At 29.2% G+C, this 16,496-nt stretch carries 15 protein-coding genes; 11 read left to right on the top strand and 4 right to left on the bottom strand.

Annotation, left to right across the window (positions count from 1 at the left end):
* Window positions 1-17 precede the first annotated feature (17 nt).
* Both BT151_RS01285 and BT151_RS01280 read right to left on the bottom strand, forming a co-directional pair.
* A complete protein-coding gene (locus BT151_RS01285; protein WP_072399867.1) occupies window positions 18-1,139 on the bottom strand; it encodes a glycosyltransferase family 2 protein in 1,122 nt (373 codons plus the stop codon).
* Complete coding sequence (locus BT151_RS01280; protein ID WP_084647820.1) at window positions 1,136-2,110, bottom strand: lysylphosphatidylglycerol synthase domain-containing protein; 975 nt, start codon at window positions 2,108-2,110, stop codon at window positions 1,136-1,138. The genes BT151_RS01285 and BT151_RS01280 overlap by 4 nt, the downstream gene beginning before the upstream one ends.
* 30 nt (window positions 2,111-2,140) lie before the next feature.
* Here BT151_RS01280 and BT151_RS01275 point away from each other — a divergent pair, with 30 nt between their 5' ends.
* The 7 genes from BT151_RS01275 to BT151_RS01245 all read left to right on the top strand — a co-directional run bounded on the left by BT151_RS01275 (window position 2,141) and on the right by BT151_RS01245 (window position 9,362).
* Complete coding sequence (locus BT151_RS01275) at window positions 2,141-2,788, top strand: outer membrane beta-barrel protein (RefSeq protein ID WP_072399863.1); 648 nt, start codon at window positions 2,141-2,143, stop codon at window positions 2,786-2,788.
* Window positions 2,781-3,335: a crossover junction endodeoxyribonuclease RuvC gene (ruvC, locus tag BT151_RS01270; protein ID WP_072399862.1), complete on the top strand. Its 555-nt coding sequence runs from the start codon at window positions 2,781-2,783 to the stop codon at window positions 3,333-3,335. The genes BT151_RS01275 and ruvC overlap by 8 nt, the downstream gene beginning before the upstream one ends.
* Complete coding sequence (hemW, locus tag BT151_RS01265) at window positions 3,335-4,462, top strand: radical SAM family heme chaperone HemW (protein WP_072399860.1); 1,128 nt, start codon at window positions 3,335-3,337, stop codon at window positions 4,460-4,462. Before ruvC ends, hemW begins: the two co-directional genes overlap by 1 nt.
* 11 nt (window positions 4,463-4,473) lie before the next feature.
* Window positions 4,474-5,223 (top strand): cyclase family protein, encoded by a 750-nt coding sequence (locus BT151_RS01260; protein ID WP_072399858.1) that lies wholly within the window; start codon window positions 4,474-4,476, stop codon window positions 5,221-5,223.
* Window positions 5,224-5,832, top strand: coding sequence for a DUF4230 domain-containing protein (locus BT151_RS01255; protein ID WP_072399856.1), 609 nt, complete (start codon window positions 5,224-5,226; stop codon window positions 5,830-5,832).
* Complete coding sequence (locus BT151_RS01250; protein ID WP_072399854.1) at window positions 5,832-6,233, top strand: GNAT family N-acetyltransferase; 402 nt, start codon at window positions 5,832-5,834, stop codon at window positions 6,231-6,233. The genes BT151_RS01255 and BT151_RS01250 overlap by 1 nt, the downstream gene beginning before the upstream one ends.
* A gap of 69 nt (window positions 6,234-6,302) precedes the next feature.
* Entirely contained in the window at window positions 6,303-9,362 is a 3,060-nt protein-coding gene (locus BT151_RS01245) for a CHAT domain-containing protein (RefSeq protein WP_072399852.1), read from the top strand.
* Here the strand turns inward: BT151_RS01245 and BT151_RS01240 are convergent.
* Window positions 9,339-10,067: a tetratricopeptide repeat protein gene (locus BT151_RS01240; protein ID WP_072399850.1), complete on the bottom strand. Its 729-nt coding sequence runs from the start codon at window positions 10,065-10,067 to the stop codon at window positions 9,339-9,341. The two genes, BT151_RS01245 and BT151_RS01240, sit on opposite strands and share 24 nt — an antisense overlap.
* Window positions 10,068-10,071: 4 nt before the next feature.
* Window positions 10,072-10,623: an RNA polymerase sigma factor gene (locus tag BT151_RS01235; protein ID WP_072399848.1), complete on the bottom strand. Its 552-nt coding sequence runs from the start codon at window positions 10,621-10,623 to the stop codon at window positions 10,072-10,074.
* 89 nt (window positions 10,624-10,712) lie between these two features.
* Between BT151_RS01235 and BT151_RS01230 the strand changes: the two genes are divergently transcribed.
* From BT151_RS01230 to BT151_RS01215, 4 genes are all read left to right on the top strand, one after another.
* Entirely contained in the window at window positions 10,713-11,162 is a 450-nt protein-coding gene (locus tag BT151_RS01230) for a hypothetical protein (RefSeq protein WP_143144230.1), read from the top strand.
* Window positions 11,163-11,172: 10 nt separating this feature from the next.
* Window positions 11,173-12,498, top strand: a complete 1,326-nt coding sequence (locus BT151_RS01225; protein WP_084647819.1) for an OmpA family protein — start codon at window positions 11,173-11,175, stop codon at window positions 12,496-12,498.
* A 76-nt stretch (window positions 12,499-12,574) separates the two neighbouring features.
* On the top strand, window positions 12,575-13,645 hold the full coding sequence (locus BT151_RS01220; RefSeq protein ID WP_072399844.1) for a leucine-rich repeat domain-containing protein: 1,071 nt from the start codon (window positions 12,575-12,577) through the stop codon (window positions 13,643-13,645).
* 3 nt (window positions 13,646-13,648) lie between these two features.
* The gene (locus BT151_RS01215; protein WP_084647818.1) at window positions 13,649-16,495 is read left to right on the top strand and encodes a T9SS type A sorting domain-containing protein; all 2,847 of its coding nucleotides are present in this window, start codon (window positions 13,649-13,651) and stop codon (window positions 16,493-16,495) included.
* Window position 16,496: the final 1 nt, after the last annotated feature.

Below are 16,496 nucleotides of genomic sequence, written 5' to 3'. Positions count from 1 at the left end.
ATGTAAATCTAATTAAATTATTTTTTGAATTGTCTTCCTTTCCATTTGTAGTTTGAAAAAACAGATATAAAAGCCACATAAACACTAAAGAACGGATAGATAATAAACCCGAAAAAGAAACTCATTAAGACTTCTTTTTGATTAAAAAAATTTGCCGATTTGTAAATTAAAAAAAAGTCAATATTAAATTTAATAATTATAATATAAAGCAAAATTTTAAGCTTAAATACACCCATTAAAGAAAGTAGTAAACTAATAATTATTATAGAGTTCATTAACAAAACAGTAAGTCCTGTAAGTTTGCCAAACCAATTATTATAAGCACTTGTTTTTGCGGCCCAACGAATACGTTGAGAAATAAGGTGTTTCCAAGTTGGTTGAGAATTTGTTGTTACAATAGCTTGTTCACATTTTAAATAATGAAGTTGTTTTGGATATGTTTTTGATACTTTTTCAAGGAAAAAAATATCGTCACCACTAGCGATATTATTATTTCCTTCAAAACCATTCAACTCATCAAACAACTCTTTTTTGTAAGCAAAATTAGCACCGTTGCATAAAAACGGTTTATTGGAGCCAAAACCACCAATAGTTGCACCTTGTAAACTTAAAATATCTAATAATTGAAACCGATGTAAAAAATGATTTTGTTGAGAATATGTAACAGGAGCAACTATGCAAAGCGTATTTGTTTTTTGAATGTATTCATCAAAACTATCTAGCCAATATTTAGGTAAAATACAATCGGCATCTGTAGTTATAATCCATTCGTTTTCAGCTTTTTTTATAGCAGTTGTAATCGCATCTTTTTTTGGTGAATTTGTTTTTCTATCATTTAAAATTATTGAGATATTTTGATAATTATTTATGAATTGCTTTATAATTGAAACCGAATTATCTTCTGAGTCGTCATCAACTAAAATAATTTCAAATAAGCTTTTAGGATATTCTAATGCTTCAATAGATTTTAATAAGGAAGGTAAATTCTCGGCTTCATTTCTAAAAGGAATAATTATAGAAAATCTTGTTGTTGGAGTAATATCATCAAGTTTAAAATTATCAACTTTATCAAAGCCATAAACAAAGCTGCCAATTAAAAGTAAATATATAACGGTTATAATTATGCTCACTAAAATCATTCGTATTGGTCGTTTTTGGGTAAATTAAAATTAAGCACATAATAGCTTCCAAAAAAGCTTGGTAATACAAAATTAAGCAACCACATAATTGTAATAATACTTAAAATAGTTATTTCATTTACATGAATAAAGGAGAATAAATATACAGCAATACTTCCTTTAACAATAACCTCAAAAATAAAAATAGATGGAATAATGGAAGCTAATAAATACATAGAAGTAATACCTTTCATAGCATTCAAGTATGTTATATCAATATTAAAAAGGTGTAACAAAAAATAGAATTGAAATGAGAAAATAAAATATCGTAAAAGAGAAAGTAGAAAACCTAAAACCAGCTTATTTTTTGGATATTTTAAAATAAAGTGCTTTATTTTTTCGAAAGAAAACCCTTTAATAGTGAAGCTGCTTTTACTAATACCAAAAGCTATTAAAACAAAAAGTGTTAGCACTATAGCTAATAGCTTAGCAAGTTTGTAATGATTAATTTCAATGTTATTTTCTGACACAAAAAAACTAAATCCTATAACACCTAAAATAACTGTAACGCTCATTTGTAACATATTACTAAGTAAATTTACAAGTAAGATGCGTTTTCTATAAGTTGATTTAAAATAGATGGCTTTAGCTCCGTATTCACCAACTCTATTTGGTGTAAATAATGATGCTGTTAATGCTCCTAAACTTTGTTCAAGAGATTTTTTAAAACTGATTTTAACAACATAGCTAACTAATTTCTTCCATTTTAGAATTTCAAAAAACCAATTAAAAATGCTTAAAAAAACTAAAAAAAGAATGTTTTCGGTCGAAAAAATGTCTTTTTTTGATAAAAAATTTATAAAAGCGGAAAATTCTAATTCGCTATTATTTGCTAGTTTTTGATAGATGAAATAAAATGCACCAACAACAATGCTTAATTTAATGAGCACAAAAAAGAATTGTTTAGTTTTGTATGGCAATGAATACATCATATTAATTGCAAAATAAACTAATAATACGGTATGTCTTCAAGTTTTAAAATTTATAAGAAGTATTGGTTAATTTTTATACTATCTTTTTATACCTATTTGGGATTTTCGCAAAGCGATACAAGTACTTTTAAAGCGCAATTTGCATTGGGAGTAAATAGTCCGTCATCTAATGGTTTTATAAATAATTTTGAGGGAAGTTCAATTAATTTTCCAACCATTAACTTAGGGTTGCAATATATGTTTAAACCCATGCTTGGAGTTAAGCTAGATCTTGGATATAATAGATTTTCAAATTCAGATAATACGCCAGAATTTAAAGTGAATTATACACGCATTAATGCTCAATTGGTTTATAATACTACTAATATTTTTAGTTTTTTTCCACAAAATATGGGAACATTTGTTCATGCAGGACCTGGGTTTTCTATGATAAAGCCTTTAGGGAATTATACTCAAAATAAAACATCATATTTAAATGCCATGGCAGGAATTGAGTTTCATTATGGTGTTTCAGATAAACTATCGGTATATTTAGATGCCTCTTATATTTTAGGTTTTAGTGATGATTTTAATCCGATTTCAGAAGGTTTTGGGTCATTTAACGGAAACCTTTTAACAGTAACTATTGGTGCCTCCATATCGTTAAGCGGTTGTTATTATTGTGAACAGAATGACTAAAGAAAGAATAATTTTAGGAATTGATCCTGGGACAACTATTATGGGTTTTGGACTCATAAAAGTAGTTGGGAAAACCATGACATTTCTACAACTTAATGAACTGGATTTAAAAAAATACGACGATCATTATTTAAAACTAAAACTAATTTTTGAACGTACCATAGAACTTATTGATACTCATAATCCAGATGAAATTGCCATTGAAGCGCCATTTTTTGGTAAAAACGTGCAAAGTATGCTTAAACTTGGAAGAGCACAAGGTGTTGCTATGGCTGCAGGTTTAAGCAGAGAAATACCTATTACAGAATATCTGCCAAAAAAAATAAAAATGGCCATTACTGGTAACGGAAATGCGAGTAAAGAACAGGTTGCGAAAATGCTTCAAAGTTTATTAGGACTTAAAACATTGCCAAAAAATTTAGATGCAACGGATGGTTTAGCGGCTGCGGTTTGTCATTTTTATAACTCGGGTAAAATAACTGTTGGAAAAAGCTATTCTGGTTGGGATGCTTTTGTAAAGCAGAATGGAGATAGGGTTAAAAAATAATGGCAGGCATCTACATACATATTCCATTTTGTAAGCAAGCATGTTTTTATTGCGATTTTCATTTTTCGACCTCACTAAAAAAGAAAGATGAGCTAGTTCAAGCTTTAGTAAAAGAATTAGAATTACGAAAAGATGAACTCAAAAATGAAACCATTGAAACCATTTATTTTGGTGGAGGAACCCCAAGTTTATTAACAAATGAAGAATTAAAGCTATTAATCGATTCTGTTTATAAACATTATCAAGTTGCAGAAAATCCAGAAATTACTTTAGAGGCTAACCCAGATGATTTATCTAAAAGTGTCATTATTCAGCTATCTGAAAGCCCGATTAATCGATTAAGTATAGGTATTCAGTCTTTTTTTGAAGATGATTTAAAAAACATGAATAGAGCACATTCGTCAGATGAAGCTAAAAAATGTTTAAAAGAGGCTACAAAGTACTTTGATAATATTACTATCGACCTTATTTACGGTATTCCAAATATGAGTTTAGAAAAATGGAATAAAAACTTAGAAATGACCTTTGGTTTTGGAGTTAATCATATTTCTAGCTACGCTTTAACTGTTGAACCTAATACAGCTATGGCTATGTTTATAAAAAAAGGAACCTATCCGCCAATGGATGAAGATTTAGCACTTCAGCATTTTAATTATTTAATAGAAAAAACCAACGAACAAGGGTTTGTACATTACGAAATTTCAAATTTTGGTAAGCCTAATTATTTTTCTAAGCACAACACTAGTTATTGGCAAGGGAAGTCTTATTTAGGAATCGGTCCATCGGCACATTCATTTTATAAAAATGAGCGTAGTTGGAATGTTTCAAATAACACAAAATACATAAAAGCTATTCAAAATAAAACTTTACCAAATACCGCGGAACATCTTTCGATACAAGATGAATATAACGAATATATTATGACAGGTTTACGAACTATTTGGGGAGTATCTTTAGAGAAAATTGAAAAGGACTTTGGGAAAACGTTTGTTGAGCATTTAAAAATATCTGCGAAAAAATATATTAATGAAGGATTACTTGAAGTATCTCATCAAAAAACAATAATAACCACAAAAAAAGGAAAGTTTTTGATAGATGGAATAGCATCCGAACTATTTATGATTTAGTATATTTGGGTATGCTAGCAACAATACAATATAACTCCAGAAAACTTCAAATAGATTTATCAAAACCTTTAGATATATCCATTCCGCTTCGTGCATCAAAAAGCAATGTTAATGCATGGTATGTTGATCCTCCAAAAATAGAACCAGTAAAAGATGGTGAATGGGTAGCAACTGTAAAAGATGGCGCATGTATAAATTTTAATGACATTTATTTTAATCCGCATGCACACGGTACACATACAGAATGTGTGGGTCATATAACCGAAAAAGTATATTCTATAAATGAAAATTTAAAGGAGTTTTTCTTTTTAGCAGAAGTTATTACTGTTGCACCAGAAAGATTGAATGGAGATTCTGTGATATCTAAAAAACAAATACAATTTGCAATTGGTAACAAAAAAAGAGATGCGATTGTTATTAGAACTATTCCAAATACTAAGGAAAAGTTATCTGCACAATATTCACATACAAATCCACCTTATTTATTAAAAGATGCGGCAATTTATTTACGAGAAAAAGGAGTAAAACATTTATTAATAGATTTACCAAGCGTAGATAAAGAAAAGGACGATTGTCAACTTTTAGCCCATAATGCGTTTTGGAACACAAAAGGAAAATTGCGATTAGATGCTACAATTACCGAACTTATTTTTGTGCCAAATACAGTTGAAGATGGTGAGTATTTTTTAAATCTTCAAATTGCACCTTTTGAAAATGATGCCACACCAAGCAAACCGATTTTGTATAAAATAATTGAATAGATGGAAGCTTTCTTAGGAATAATAATTGGGGTTTTAGTTACGTTAGGCATTGTTACTTATGTTAAATCTTTTAAAAAGAAAAGCTTGGTAAATGCCCAATCTGTATTACTGCTAGATAAGATAAAGAAGGTTTGCAAATTTATAACCGTAGAAGGTGATTTTGCAGAAATATATCATTACGAAGATGTAAAAGAACGGTTTTTAAAACTGATCTCAAGTAAAAAGAAAGCGCTTGTTATTATAAATGCAAAAGCACATGTTGGTTACGATTTGTCAAAAATTATATTGAAAGCAGATAATAACAACAAAAAAATTTTATTAGAACATTTTCCGCAACCCGAAGTATTATCTATAGAAACTAATTTAAATTATTATGATAAAAAAGATGGTTACTTTAATAAGTTTGAAGCAGCAGATTTAACAGGTTTACATAATGAGGCAAAATTGCACATACAAGATAAAATTCCAGAAAGTGGTCTCATTCAAATTGCTCAAAAAGAAGCGTTAGAAACTATTTTGTTAATTGAAACCATTGTTGAAACCATTGGTTGGAAATTAGATTATTCAGCTTTAAAAATTGAAGAAAGCAATAAAAAGTTAATCAAATAATGATAGAAATATCAACCGATAAAAGCAGATTAGAAATAGATGTTATTCATAAGTTTTTAACCACTGCCTATTGGGCAAAGGGAAGAACTATTGAAGAAGTAAAAAAGTCTATTAGTCATTGTTTGTGTTTTGGAGTTTATTTAGATAAAAGACAGATTGGTTTTGCCAGAATAGCTACCGATTATACCGTTTTTGCATATTTAATGGACGTGTTTATTTTACCAGAATTTAGAGGTAAAGGGTATTCGAAAAAATTGATGAAATCCATTAACGAAGAGCCGAAATTGCAAACCTGTAAAGTATGGATGCTCAAAACATCAGATGCTCATAATCTTTATAAACAGTTTGGATATAATGAGTTATCACATCCTGATAAAGTAATGGAGCGTATTTTAAAGTAATCCAAATAGAGGGAAACTCGTTATAAGCTCAGTTTAATTGTTTAAATTTAAAGCAATTAAGCAAACAAAATGAAGTGGAATCTTTTTTTATGCCTTTCTGTTTTTGTCATTTCATATGGTTTTTCACAAACTATTTTTAATAAAGATAGTTTAACAGTTTTAGCAGATTCTTTGCATAACAATTCAGAGTATGAAAAAGCGCTATTAGTAAGAACTCACGCTATTAAATTAATCAACAATACTTCTAAAGAGTACCAATCTTATATAAATGCAAAGTACTTTCATACCAACTCTTCAAACCTTGAGTTTAAGAGCTATAATTATCACAATTTAGATAAGTCTATTACAAAAAAAGCGCGCGAACAGTATTTAGATAGCGCTTTGCAATCGGCAACTAAGGCTAGAGATTTATACATAAATGCAAAGTATCCAGATAGAATATTTCAGTATCAATTACAAAATAGAATTTACCATCAAACGGCTTATTTAGGTAACTGGAAACATGCTTTGAAAGAAGCTCAATTGGGTTTTAAAATTTTAAAAGACACCCTTTCAGAAAAGGATAAAACCTTTGTGGATTTAATTTATGACATAGGTTATATATACAGTCAATTGGGGGATTATTCTAAAGCAGTTAAAAATTACCAAACCTCGTTAGATTTATATAAAAGTATTATAGGTGAAAATCATACAGATGTTGCACAAGCTTATAATAATATTGCAGTAGAATACAGAAATTTAGGATTACGTAAAAAAGAATTAGAATCACTTTTAAAGGCAAAATCTATTTGGGAAAATATTGATGAAGATGATGATAAACACTTTTTATACAGTTGCTATGGGAACTTGTTTTATTGGTATTCTTACTATGGTGATTACGAAAAAGCTGAAGAATATATATTGAAGAAAAAAAGACTAAGAGCACTTGCTAAAACAACTAAGGTGAATGGTTTTTTAAGAAATAAAGAAGAAATTTATATAGATAAACTCTCAGAATGGTACGATTTAATGGTGCATTATTCACGTAAAAAAGATACTATTAACACAATTTTTTATGCCCAAAACATTTTAAAATCCATTCCAACTGATAAAAATTTGCTGAATTTTGAAGTTTCTAAAAAGAGTTCAACTTTAAAGTTATATGCGTCTCTTTTAAAGAGAGATAAGCCAAGTGAAGCTTTGAGATTTTTAGATAAAGCCATAAGTATTCAGAAGAATTATAAAACTAAATATTATTCAGATGCATTTTCTTATCAGCTTTACAAAGTTGAATTATTAATTGAATTAAATAAATATATTGAAGCTGAATCATTATTGGAAGAATTAAATGATTTGAGTAAGAATTATGATATTTCAAATCGTTTTAAGTTATCTATATTCAAAGCAAAAACGGCACAGTCACTTCTTAAAACTAAAAAAGCACAAAAGTATTTTGACGATGCATTTTTGCTTTTAAAAAATTCAGATTTAGGTTTAGAGCAAATTGACATAAAGGATTTAAAACCATTAATTTCTTTTGAAACTATAGATGGTTTTTTGGCAATGGGAGATTTTTATATGGAAATATATAAGAATGATGACTCAAAAATTAATTTTAAAAAAGCGATTCATAGGTATTTACTAGCTTCTAAAATTTATAATCAATTGTATTTAGGACAGCGTTATAATGAACGTTTGTTTATAATCAATAATTCTATTAATGATCGGTTATTAAATGCGGCATCAAAGTCTTTAGAAAATAAAAGTTTGCTCACTAAAATTATCAACACAATTGAAAACAATGGTTCTAAATTAACATGGTCTAAATTTGTATTTAGTACGCAACGTCAATTATTACATCTTTCTCAAAATCTAATTAATGAAGAAGAGAGTATTAAAGCACAACTCAATTTTTATCAAAATTCAATAGTAAGTTCTAAAGAGAATTCAGAAGAAAAAATTATGCTATGGAAGGATAAAGTTTATGAGTGGAAAGAAAGTTTATCTAAAATACAGGATTCTATAAAGCAACAAAGTAGCACATATCATCAGTTTAATATCAAGGCTTTTGATGTAGCCACTTTACAACCAACATTAAAACTTGATGAAGGCATTTTAAAATATATACTTACAGAGAAAGATTTATATGTCTTTTTAATTTTAAAAGAAAATATTTATTTATTGCCTTCAATAAATAAAAAAGTGTTTGTAAATACATTAAAAATAGGTTTACAGAATTTGAAAAACAGAAATGAAGATTATCAAAATTCATTTAAAGAATTAAAAGAATTGTTGTTTAATAAAATCAATTATCAAGACTATAAAAAATTAACTATTATTCCTGATGGAGCTTTATATTACTTCCCTTTTGAAGCACTTTTATTAGACGAAAACATGCCTTTAATTAGTTATGCATCTTCACTAATGCTTTATCAAGAGCAGAATAAAACAGCTGTAACATTTAATAAAGTAAATGTAGGGGCATTTGCCGTGTCAAATACAAATAATAGATTGCCAAAAACAACAACAGAAATTAAAAATATTCTTAATATATTTAATGGAAAAGCCTATATAAACCCTTCAAAAAATGAGTTTTTTAAACAAGCTAGCCAATACAATGTACTGCATTTAGCTATGCATTCTAACATTGATGAAGTAAATCCAGAATTTTCTTCACTTAATTTTTATGGAGAAAAAATGAACAAATTGTTGATTTCTGAATTATATAACGAAAATTTTAACGCTAATATGGCGGTTTTAAGTGCCTGCGATACAGGTAATGGATTTTATGAAAATGGTGAGGGTGTTATTAGTTTGTCTAGGGCATTTAATTACGCGGGAATACCAAGTACTGTAATGAGTTTATGGAAGGTTGATGACGAAGCTACAGAAATAATTATGACTTTCTTTTATAAGCATTTAGATTTTGGAGAAACTAAGGATGAGGCACTTAAAAACGCGAAATTAGATTATTTAAGTAATACTGAAGACCCTTTATTGAAACATCCATATTATTGGGCAGGGTTTGTACTTACAGGAAACACAAATGCGCTTGTGGAATATCACAACAACTGGTTTTATCTTTTAATTTTACCTTTACTGCCTATTTTTATTTATAGAAAAAGTTTATTTAAGTTTTTTAAGAAGTGAAGAAGCTTCCTCTTTTTTGAATACTTCATTAGAATTTAGTAAAAGTTCAAGCTGCTGTTTTGTTTGTTTTAAATCCTTATTTTTTAAGTAGGCCAAAGCCAAATACCAATGGGTACGATTGCTTAAACTATCTAAAAAAGTAAGATGTTGTTTAAATTTATTAATGGCTTCTTTGCTTTTTCCTAGAGCTAACAAAGCATTCCCTTGATAGAATAGCAACTCTGATTTTTTTGTTTTTTCGTAAGCCTTTTCAAAAAGTATGCTAGCGTTTTCATACTCATGTTCACTATAATTTATGAAGGCTTCATTTTGGGTGTTTTCTTCATTAGCAGACCTAACAATTGGAGTACTTACATTTTTTGAAGGCTCAAAATAATTAGTAAATAACTGGTCCTCATTAATTGTTTCTATCCATAAAAAATTAATGCAAAATGCAATTAAAAGTATGGCGGCACCTATTGTTAATGGTTTTTTCCATAGTTTGTTTTTTCTAACTTTTTTTGAGGATACTTCTTCTTCAAAACCTTTGAGTTTAGATTTAAAATTAGAATCATCTTCTTTTTCAGAAACTGTTTTTAAATTTTTAAGAAAATCAACCTCCAGTTTAAATTCAGAATTGTTTTTATATAATGAATTAAATTCCTCAAGTTCAATTTTGGTTAATGTTCTAGAAAAATAATTTTCTATAAGTTTGCTATTGTTCATAATCTTAGGGATTAGATGTTTTGATGAGGTCTTTCAGTGTTCTAAGACATCGCGATTTTTGACTTCTCACAACTGCTTCGCTATCATAGCCTTCTAATTCTGCTATTTCTTCATTAGTTAGTCCCCTATAAAAACATAATGTTAACATTTGCTGGCAACTTTTTCCTAATTTTTTAAAATAATACTGGAGAATTTGCTGTTCTTCAGTTAGTTCATTGTCGGAATCAATCTGTATTTCTTCATAGTTATCATTTATCTTATGTAGTATAGAATCATAATCCTTTTTTAAGGAATTCTCTTTTAGTTTTTTATAAATAAGATGTTTTCCAATACCAAAAAGATATGTTTTGAGACTACAGTTTACTTCATAAAGTTTATCTGAAATAGCATGTTTTCTTAAAGAAATAAAGGCTTCTTGATAAATATCAACACTATCTGCTTCTACGAGATTATACCTTTTTGCAAAATTTAAAAAGGGAGTTCTATTAGTATTGTAAAGTTCCTTAGTAATTGTGTTGTTATTGGTTTTAAGAGCATCAACATAATGTTGTTCCATAGAAATTTATATAATTTTTTATGCAGATGTTAACATTAGGTTTTTTTCTGTCACTAAATATAAATCATTCTAAATCAAATCAAAACGAAATGAAATCAAAAATTATTGTAATCACCATTTTTATGAGCTTTGTTGTGCAAATTTTGCAAGCTCAAAGCCGAAGTTTAAAAACCACCAAAGTAGTGTGCGTGGTAGAAAATAGAACAAATAATATAGTTGGGCTAGAGCTTTTTGACCAACAGGAATCGAAGGCACTTATAAAAAAATACCCTAAAAGTAAATTTTATTTAGGCATTTTAAAAGGAACTTTTACAGTTAAAGATAATCTGGTTAAACCAAGTAAAAATACTTCTATAATTATATACACCAATAAAAATGAATTGCCTGGAGATATGTTTATACCTGGTGATATGTTTTTACCTGGAGATATGTTTATACCAGGAGATATGTTTTCAACTGGACATAATTTTTTCATAAACAATTCTAAGCTTCAGGTAATAGAAAGTAGTAAATCACAATTAGTTTTTAAAGCATATTAAATACATTAAAATGAAGTCAAGAATCATATTATCAATAGTTATTATGTTTTTTTTAGGTGGCACAAACTCTCAAGCACAACTTTTAAAAAAACTAAAAAAGAGGATAGAACAGAAAGTAGAAAATGTAATTGTTGAAAAAACGTCCGATAAAGCAGCAGAAAAAACCTCGAATACTTTAGATACCATTTTTGAAGGTAATGTTGGAAACACTAAAAGGGACGATAAAAACAAATCATCTAAACAAAATGATGACCAAGTAAACAATAATAATAATGAAAGTGATGAATATTCTGAAACAGAAGAGGAAAGCTCTGAAATAAGTTTTGGAGTATATAGCAATTTTACTTTTGTTCCAGGAAACAAACTCTTGTTTTATGATGATTTCACAACGGATGCCGTAGGCGATTTTCCAGCCCATTGGGAAACCGGCGGTTCAGGTGAAGTAGTAACTACTAGTGACTCTAAAAGTAAATGGCTATCTCTTGTGAGACGTTCTGGATATATGCCGACTTTAGAAAACAAGCTCCCAGAAAATTATACTATAGAATTTGATTTAGCTAACAATGGCTATGGTATTGGTAAACCAAATAGCAAACTGTTTTTTGCATTCTTATCTAAAAAGGCTTACAGTATGGGGGCAGGAGGTACATTGGCAGATGTAGAAATATTGCTTTCAAATACTGGTTTTAAAGTAAGCAATGTTGAAAATTTTGGAGGTGAAGTCGAAGTGAAAATTGGTAGCCGTATTGATAGAGAAATGACTGATTATTTAAATAACACTGTGCACATTTCGATTACAATTAATAAAAAACGCCTTCGCATGTGGGTTAACCAAGAGAAAATGGTGGATTCCCCAAATTTATTGCAAGCAAACATTGGTGATTATTTTATTGTACAAGCAATGGATGTATTGCCTGAAAAAGGGCATTTTGTAGGGATATCAAATTTTAAAATTGCCGAAGCTACAGAAGATTTGAGATCGCTTTTACTTAAAAGTGGAAAATTCACTACAACAGGTATCTACTTTGATACTGCTGCTTATACAGTTAAAAAAGAATCGTATGGTATTTTATCAGAAATAGCTAAAATGCTTAAAGATAATCCAGGTATCAATTTGCAAATTATAGGACATACAGATAGTCAAGGAGAGGATAGTTATAACGAATATTTATCAAGGAGTAGAGCGCAGATGGTAAAACAAATTCTTTTTGAGGAGTTTGAAGTTGAATACAACAGACTAAAATTTATAGGTAAAGGAGAAACCGAACCAATTGATGATAATGATACAGAAAAAGGTAGAGCGAATAACAGACGTGTTGAGTTTGTAAAAATATAAAAAACACCAAATAATTGACTAATTAATTACTTCATCCATGAAAAAACAATTACACAACAAGATTTTAATTTATGTTATGAAAACAAAATTATTTTTATTATTTGCTATATTAAACTTAAGTATAGCTTCAGCTCAAACATTTACTGTAAATGGAGTTAAATATGATATTATACCAACTACAACCAATGTAGAAGTAGTATCTAACTCACCACAATATACAGGTGCAGTAACAATCCCTTCAACGGTAGAATATAATGCGGTTACTTATGCGGTTACGTCTATTAAACAGCAAGCTTTTTTTAATTGTCTTGGTTTAACTTCTGTAACCATTGGAAATTCAGTTACTACTATTGGAATTGATGCTTTTCAACAGAGTTCTAATTTAACTTCTGTAACCATGGGGAATTCGGTTACTACTATTGAAAGACGTGCTTTTTCAGATTGTACTAGTTTAACTTCTATAACAATATCAAATTCGGTTACTTCTATTGAAGATTATACTTTTGATAATTGTACTGGATTAACTTCTGTAACAATTGGTAATTCGGTTACTTCTATTGGAGAGTTTGCTTTTTCAGATTGTACTAGTTTAACTTCTATAACAATACCAAACTCTGTTACTTATATTGATAATTATGCTTTTCTTAATTGTTCTAGTGTAACTACGTTAACAATTCCCGCTTTGGTTTGGCATATAGGAGGAGGTGCTTTTTCTGGTTGTACTAGCTTAACAACTGTAAATTGTGCTATCGTAACACCAATTTATATTCCTGCCAATGTTTTTGGAGGTGTTACTGCTCAATCCACGTGTGCTTTAAATATTCCCCCAGCTAGTGTCAATGCCTATAAAGCAGCAGCTGTTTGGAAAGATTTTAACCCAATAAATGGTACATTAAGCAATGAAAGTTTTGTAAATAAGAATAAGATTAAACTTTACCCAAATCCAGTTTCTAATAATCTAACCATTGAAAATCCTTTTGCTGACAATCGTCAATTAAAAGTAATTAATCAATTAGGGCAAATAGTTTTAAAGCAAAATACATCATCAATCTCATTAGATGTTTCAGCCTTATCAAAAGGCTTATACTTTTTAAAAGTAACGTTAGATAATGGTAATTCTCAAACCATAAAATTTCTAAAAAAATAAATTATGAAAAAGCAATTACTAATTATTTTGTTTATAAGTCTTACAGTTACGATGTTTTCACAAACTACATATACTGTAAATAGTATAGATGACTTGCCAGATAATAACACTAATGACGCTGTATGTGCAGATGCAAATGGTAATTGTACCTTGCGTGCAGCAATTCAAAATACAAATAAAACAAGTAATAAAGACATTATAGAGTTTAATATATCTGGCACAGCACCCTTTGTTATAAGTGTTATTGATATTTTACAGCCAATTCAAGAACCTGTAATTTTAGATGCAAGAACACAATCGGGCTATAGTAATACGCCAATAATAGAAATAGATGGTAGTAGTTTACCTGAAGGTTATAATGGTTTACAACTTATTGGAAATTCTACAGGAAGCGAAATATATGGATTAAGTATTGGCGGATTTAAACGATTAGAGGTTTCTCCATTTAGTTATGGTTATGGTGTTTTATCAAATACTGGAAATCATATTTTTCAATCTAACTATATAGGAATAAAACCAGATGGAACAACCATAAACACTAATACAGGAGGTGGTTTGTTTTTTAACAATTCTGGAGATAACCAAATAGGAGGAACACAGCCAAATGAAGGAAATTTAATTTCAGGAAATGGTGTTGGTGGTCTTACTTTTGAGGGACTAACAACAAATTCTGCAGCAAAAAATAATATTATTGAAGGTAACTTAATAGGCACAGATGCTTCAGGAACATTAAATAAAGGAAATCGCTTTAATGTTCAATTTATAAACGCACCAAACAATATTCTAGGAGGAAATTCTTCAGAGGCTCGCAATATTATTTCTGGAGCTCAAGCTCTTGATGACAATACAATAGGAACTGGAATAGCCATTACAGGAACAGAATCTTATGGCAATATAATTATTGGCAATTTTATTGGCACAGATATTACCGGAATGGAACCCATTTCTAATGCTAGAGGAGGAGTTTTAGTGTTATTTGGTGCAAATAATAATGAAATTGGAACTGATAATGTTGGAGAAGGAAATCTCATATCTGGAAACGGACAATATGGTATTTATCTTCAAGGTGGTACATCAACTCCTGTAGATTTTAATAATATACAAGGTAATTATATAGGATTAGATGCTACAGGAAATGCAGCATTGCCAAATTTAATAGGTATTATGATGCTTACAGGAGAAAACAATAACAATTTTATTGGAGGAACTTTAACAAATTCTAAAAATGTTATTTCGGGAAATACAAGTGCTGGCATTGCCATAGTTAGTGGTAATAACAATAAAATATTAGGAAATTATATTGGTACTAATGAATCGGGAACATTAGCATTGGCGAATGGAATTGGTATAGCATTACAAGATGAAAATAATAGTGTTGGAGGGCAGGCAATTGGTTCGAGAAATATTATATCTGGAAATACGACAGGAATAGAAATTTCGCAAAGTGCATCGAGCGGTAGTTTAGTCGTTGGTAATTATATAGGTTTAAATGCTTTAGGGAATTCAGCTTTGGCAAATGCTATAGGAATTTCATTAACGTCTTCATCAATAAGCTGTATTATTGGTGGTAGTGATCCTTTAGATAGAAATATTATCTCAGGAAATAGTAACATTGGAATAAGTGCTTCAGGAACATCACATATTATAATAAATAATTATATAGGATTAAATCCAGAGGGAACGGGAATCATTAAAAATGATAATGAAGGATTAAAATTTACTGGAACTTTAACAAATACCCAAGTTTCAGAAAACATAATTTCAGGGAATGGTACAAGTTCAAGCACATCAAAAAACGTAAATTTTAATGCTGCAAATGGCGTACATTTTTTTAGGAATAAAGTTGGAACCTTGGCAGATGGTAATACAGTGATTTCTAATATTGGAGTAGGTTTAGCTTTTAATAATTCTAGTAATAATACTATAGGAGGTAGTTCTGAACTTGAAGGAAATGTAATAGGAAATCATAATTTAAATGCTGTAAGTATGGTATTTAACTGTAGTAATAATGCATTTAGCTACAACAAAATAGGTGTTGGATTAGATGGTGCTTCAGACATTGGAAATGGTCTTATTGGAATTGGGATATCAGGAACCAATTTAGGTAATACAATTGCTAATAATATTATAGCAAACAATCAAAAAGGAATAGAGTTAAATACATTTACAGGCACTCCAACTCAAGTTGCTATTTCAGAAAATAGTATCTATAACAATTCGGTTATTGGAATTGATTTAGTAGGGACAACAGAAAATGATTTAGATGATGCAGACACTGGTGCTAATAATCTTCAAAATACACCAGAAATAAGCGCGATAAATTATTTAGGAGGAGATGAAATTGAAATAACCTATATGGTTACAAGTTCAGAATCCAACTCTTCATATCCACTATTAATTGAATTTTTTGGAGCAGACAATGGTCAGGGTAAATTTTTTATAGATTCAGATGTTTACACGACTCCCGGAAGTAAAACTATTACTTTAAATCTTCCAACAGGGTTTGATATTATAGATTATAATAACATTGTTGCAACAGCAACTGATGCCTCTAATAATACGTCAGAATTTGGGGCTTCTATAAATTACACATTATCAGTGGCACAGATTAAAAGCCAAACTATAAAGCTGTATCCAAACCCAGTGTCTGAAAGCTTGTTTGTTCAATTTCCATCTTCGGAAACCTATAATTTAAAAGTGGTTAATATTTTAGGACAAATTGTTTTAACAAAAAATAATATTGTGTCTCCAGTTTCTATAGATATTTTACATCTTAAAAAAGGGTTTTATTTTTTAAATATTAATTTAGGTAATAGTAACTCTCAAACCATCAAATTCATGAAAAATTAAA

It is taken from the genome of Flaviramulus basaltis (assembly GCF_900114265.1).
GTDB lineage: Bacteria > Bacteroidota > Bacteroidia > Flavobacteriales > Flavobacteriaceae > Flaviramulus > Flaviramulus basaltis.
The sequence above is the reverse complement of the archived record's forward strand: the minus strand, read 5'-3'. Positions and strand labels throughout refer to the sequence as shown.

Coding starts and splice junctions, on each gene's coding strand:
- ruvC (WP_072399862.1), top strand. CDS start 2,781: ATGACTAAAGAAAGAATAATTTTAGGAATTGATCCTGGGACAACTATT.
- BT151_RS01215 (WP_084647818.1), top strand. CDS start 13,649: ATGAAAAAGCAATTACTAATTATTTTGTTTATAAGTCTTACAGTTACG.
- BT151_RS01285 (WP_072399867.1), bottom strand. CDS start 1,139: ATGATTTTAGTGAGCATAATTATAACCGTTATATATTTACTTTTAATT.
- BT151_RS01275 (WP_072399863.1), top strand. CDS start 2,141: ATGTCTTCAAGTTTTAAAATTTATAAGAAGTATTGGTTAATTTTTATA.
- BT151_RS01225 (WP_084647819.1), top strand. CDS start 11,173: ATGAAGTCAAGAATCATATTATCAATAGTTATTATGTTTTTTTTAGGT.
- BT151_RS01245 (WP_072399852.1), top strand. CDS start 6,303: ATGAAGTGGAATCTTTTTTTATGCCTTTCTGTTTTTGTCATTTCATAT.
- BT151_RS01235 (WP_072399848.1), bottom strand. CDS start 10,623: ATGGAACAACATTATGTTGATGCTCTTAAAACCAATAACAACACAATT.
- BT151_RS01260 (WP_072399858.1), top strand. CDS start 4,474: ATGCTAGCAACAATACAATATAACTCCAGAAAACTTCAAATAGATTTA.
- BT151_RS01280 (WP_084647820.1), bottom strand. CDS start 2,110: ATGATGTATTCATTGCCATACAAAACTAAACAATTCTTTTTTGTGCTC.
- BT151_RS01240 (WP_072399850.1), bottom strand. CDS start 10,067: ATGAACAATAGCAAACTTATAGAAAATTATTTTTCTAGAACATTAACC.
- BT151_RS01230 (WP_143144230.1), top strand. CDS start 10,713: ATGAAATCAAAAATTATTGTAATCACCATTTTTATGAGCTTTGTTGTG.
- hemW (WP_072399860.1), top strand. CDS start 3,335: ATGGCAGGCATCTACATACATATTCCATTTTGTAAGCAAGCATGTTTT.
- BT151_RS01255 (WP_072399856.1), top strand. CDS start 5,224: ATGGAAGCTTTCTTAGGAATAATAATTGGGGTTTTAGTTACGTTAGGC.
- BT151_RS01250 (WP_072399854.1), top strand. CDS start 5,832: ATGATAGAAATATCAACCGATAAAAGCAGATTAGAAATAGATGTTATT.
- BT151_RS01220 (WP_072399844.1), top strand. CDS start 12,575: ATGAAAACAAAATTATTTTTATTATTTGCTATATTAAACTTAAGTATA.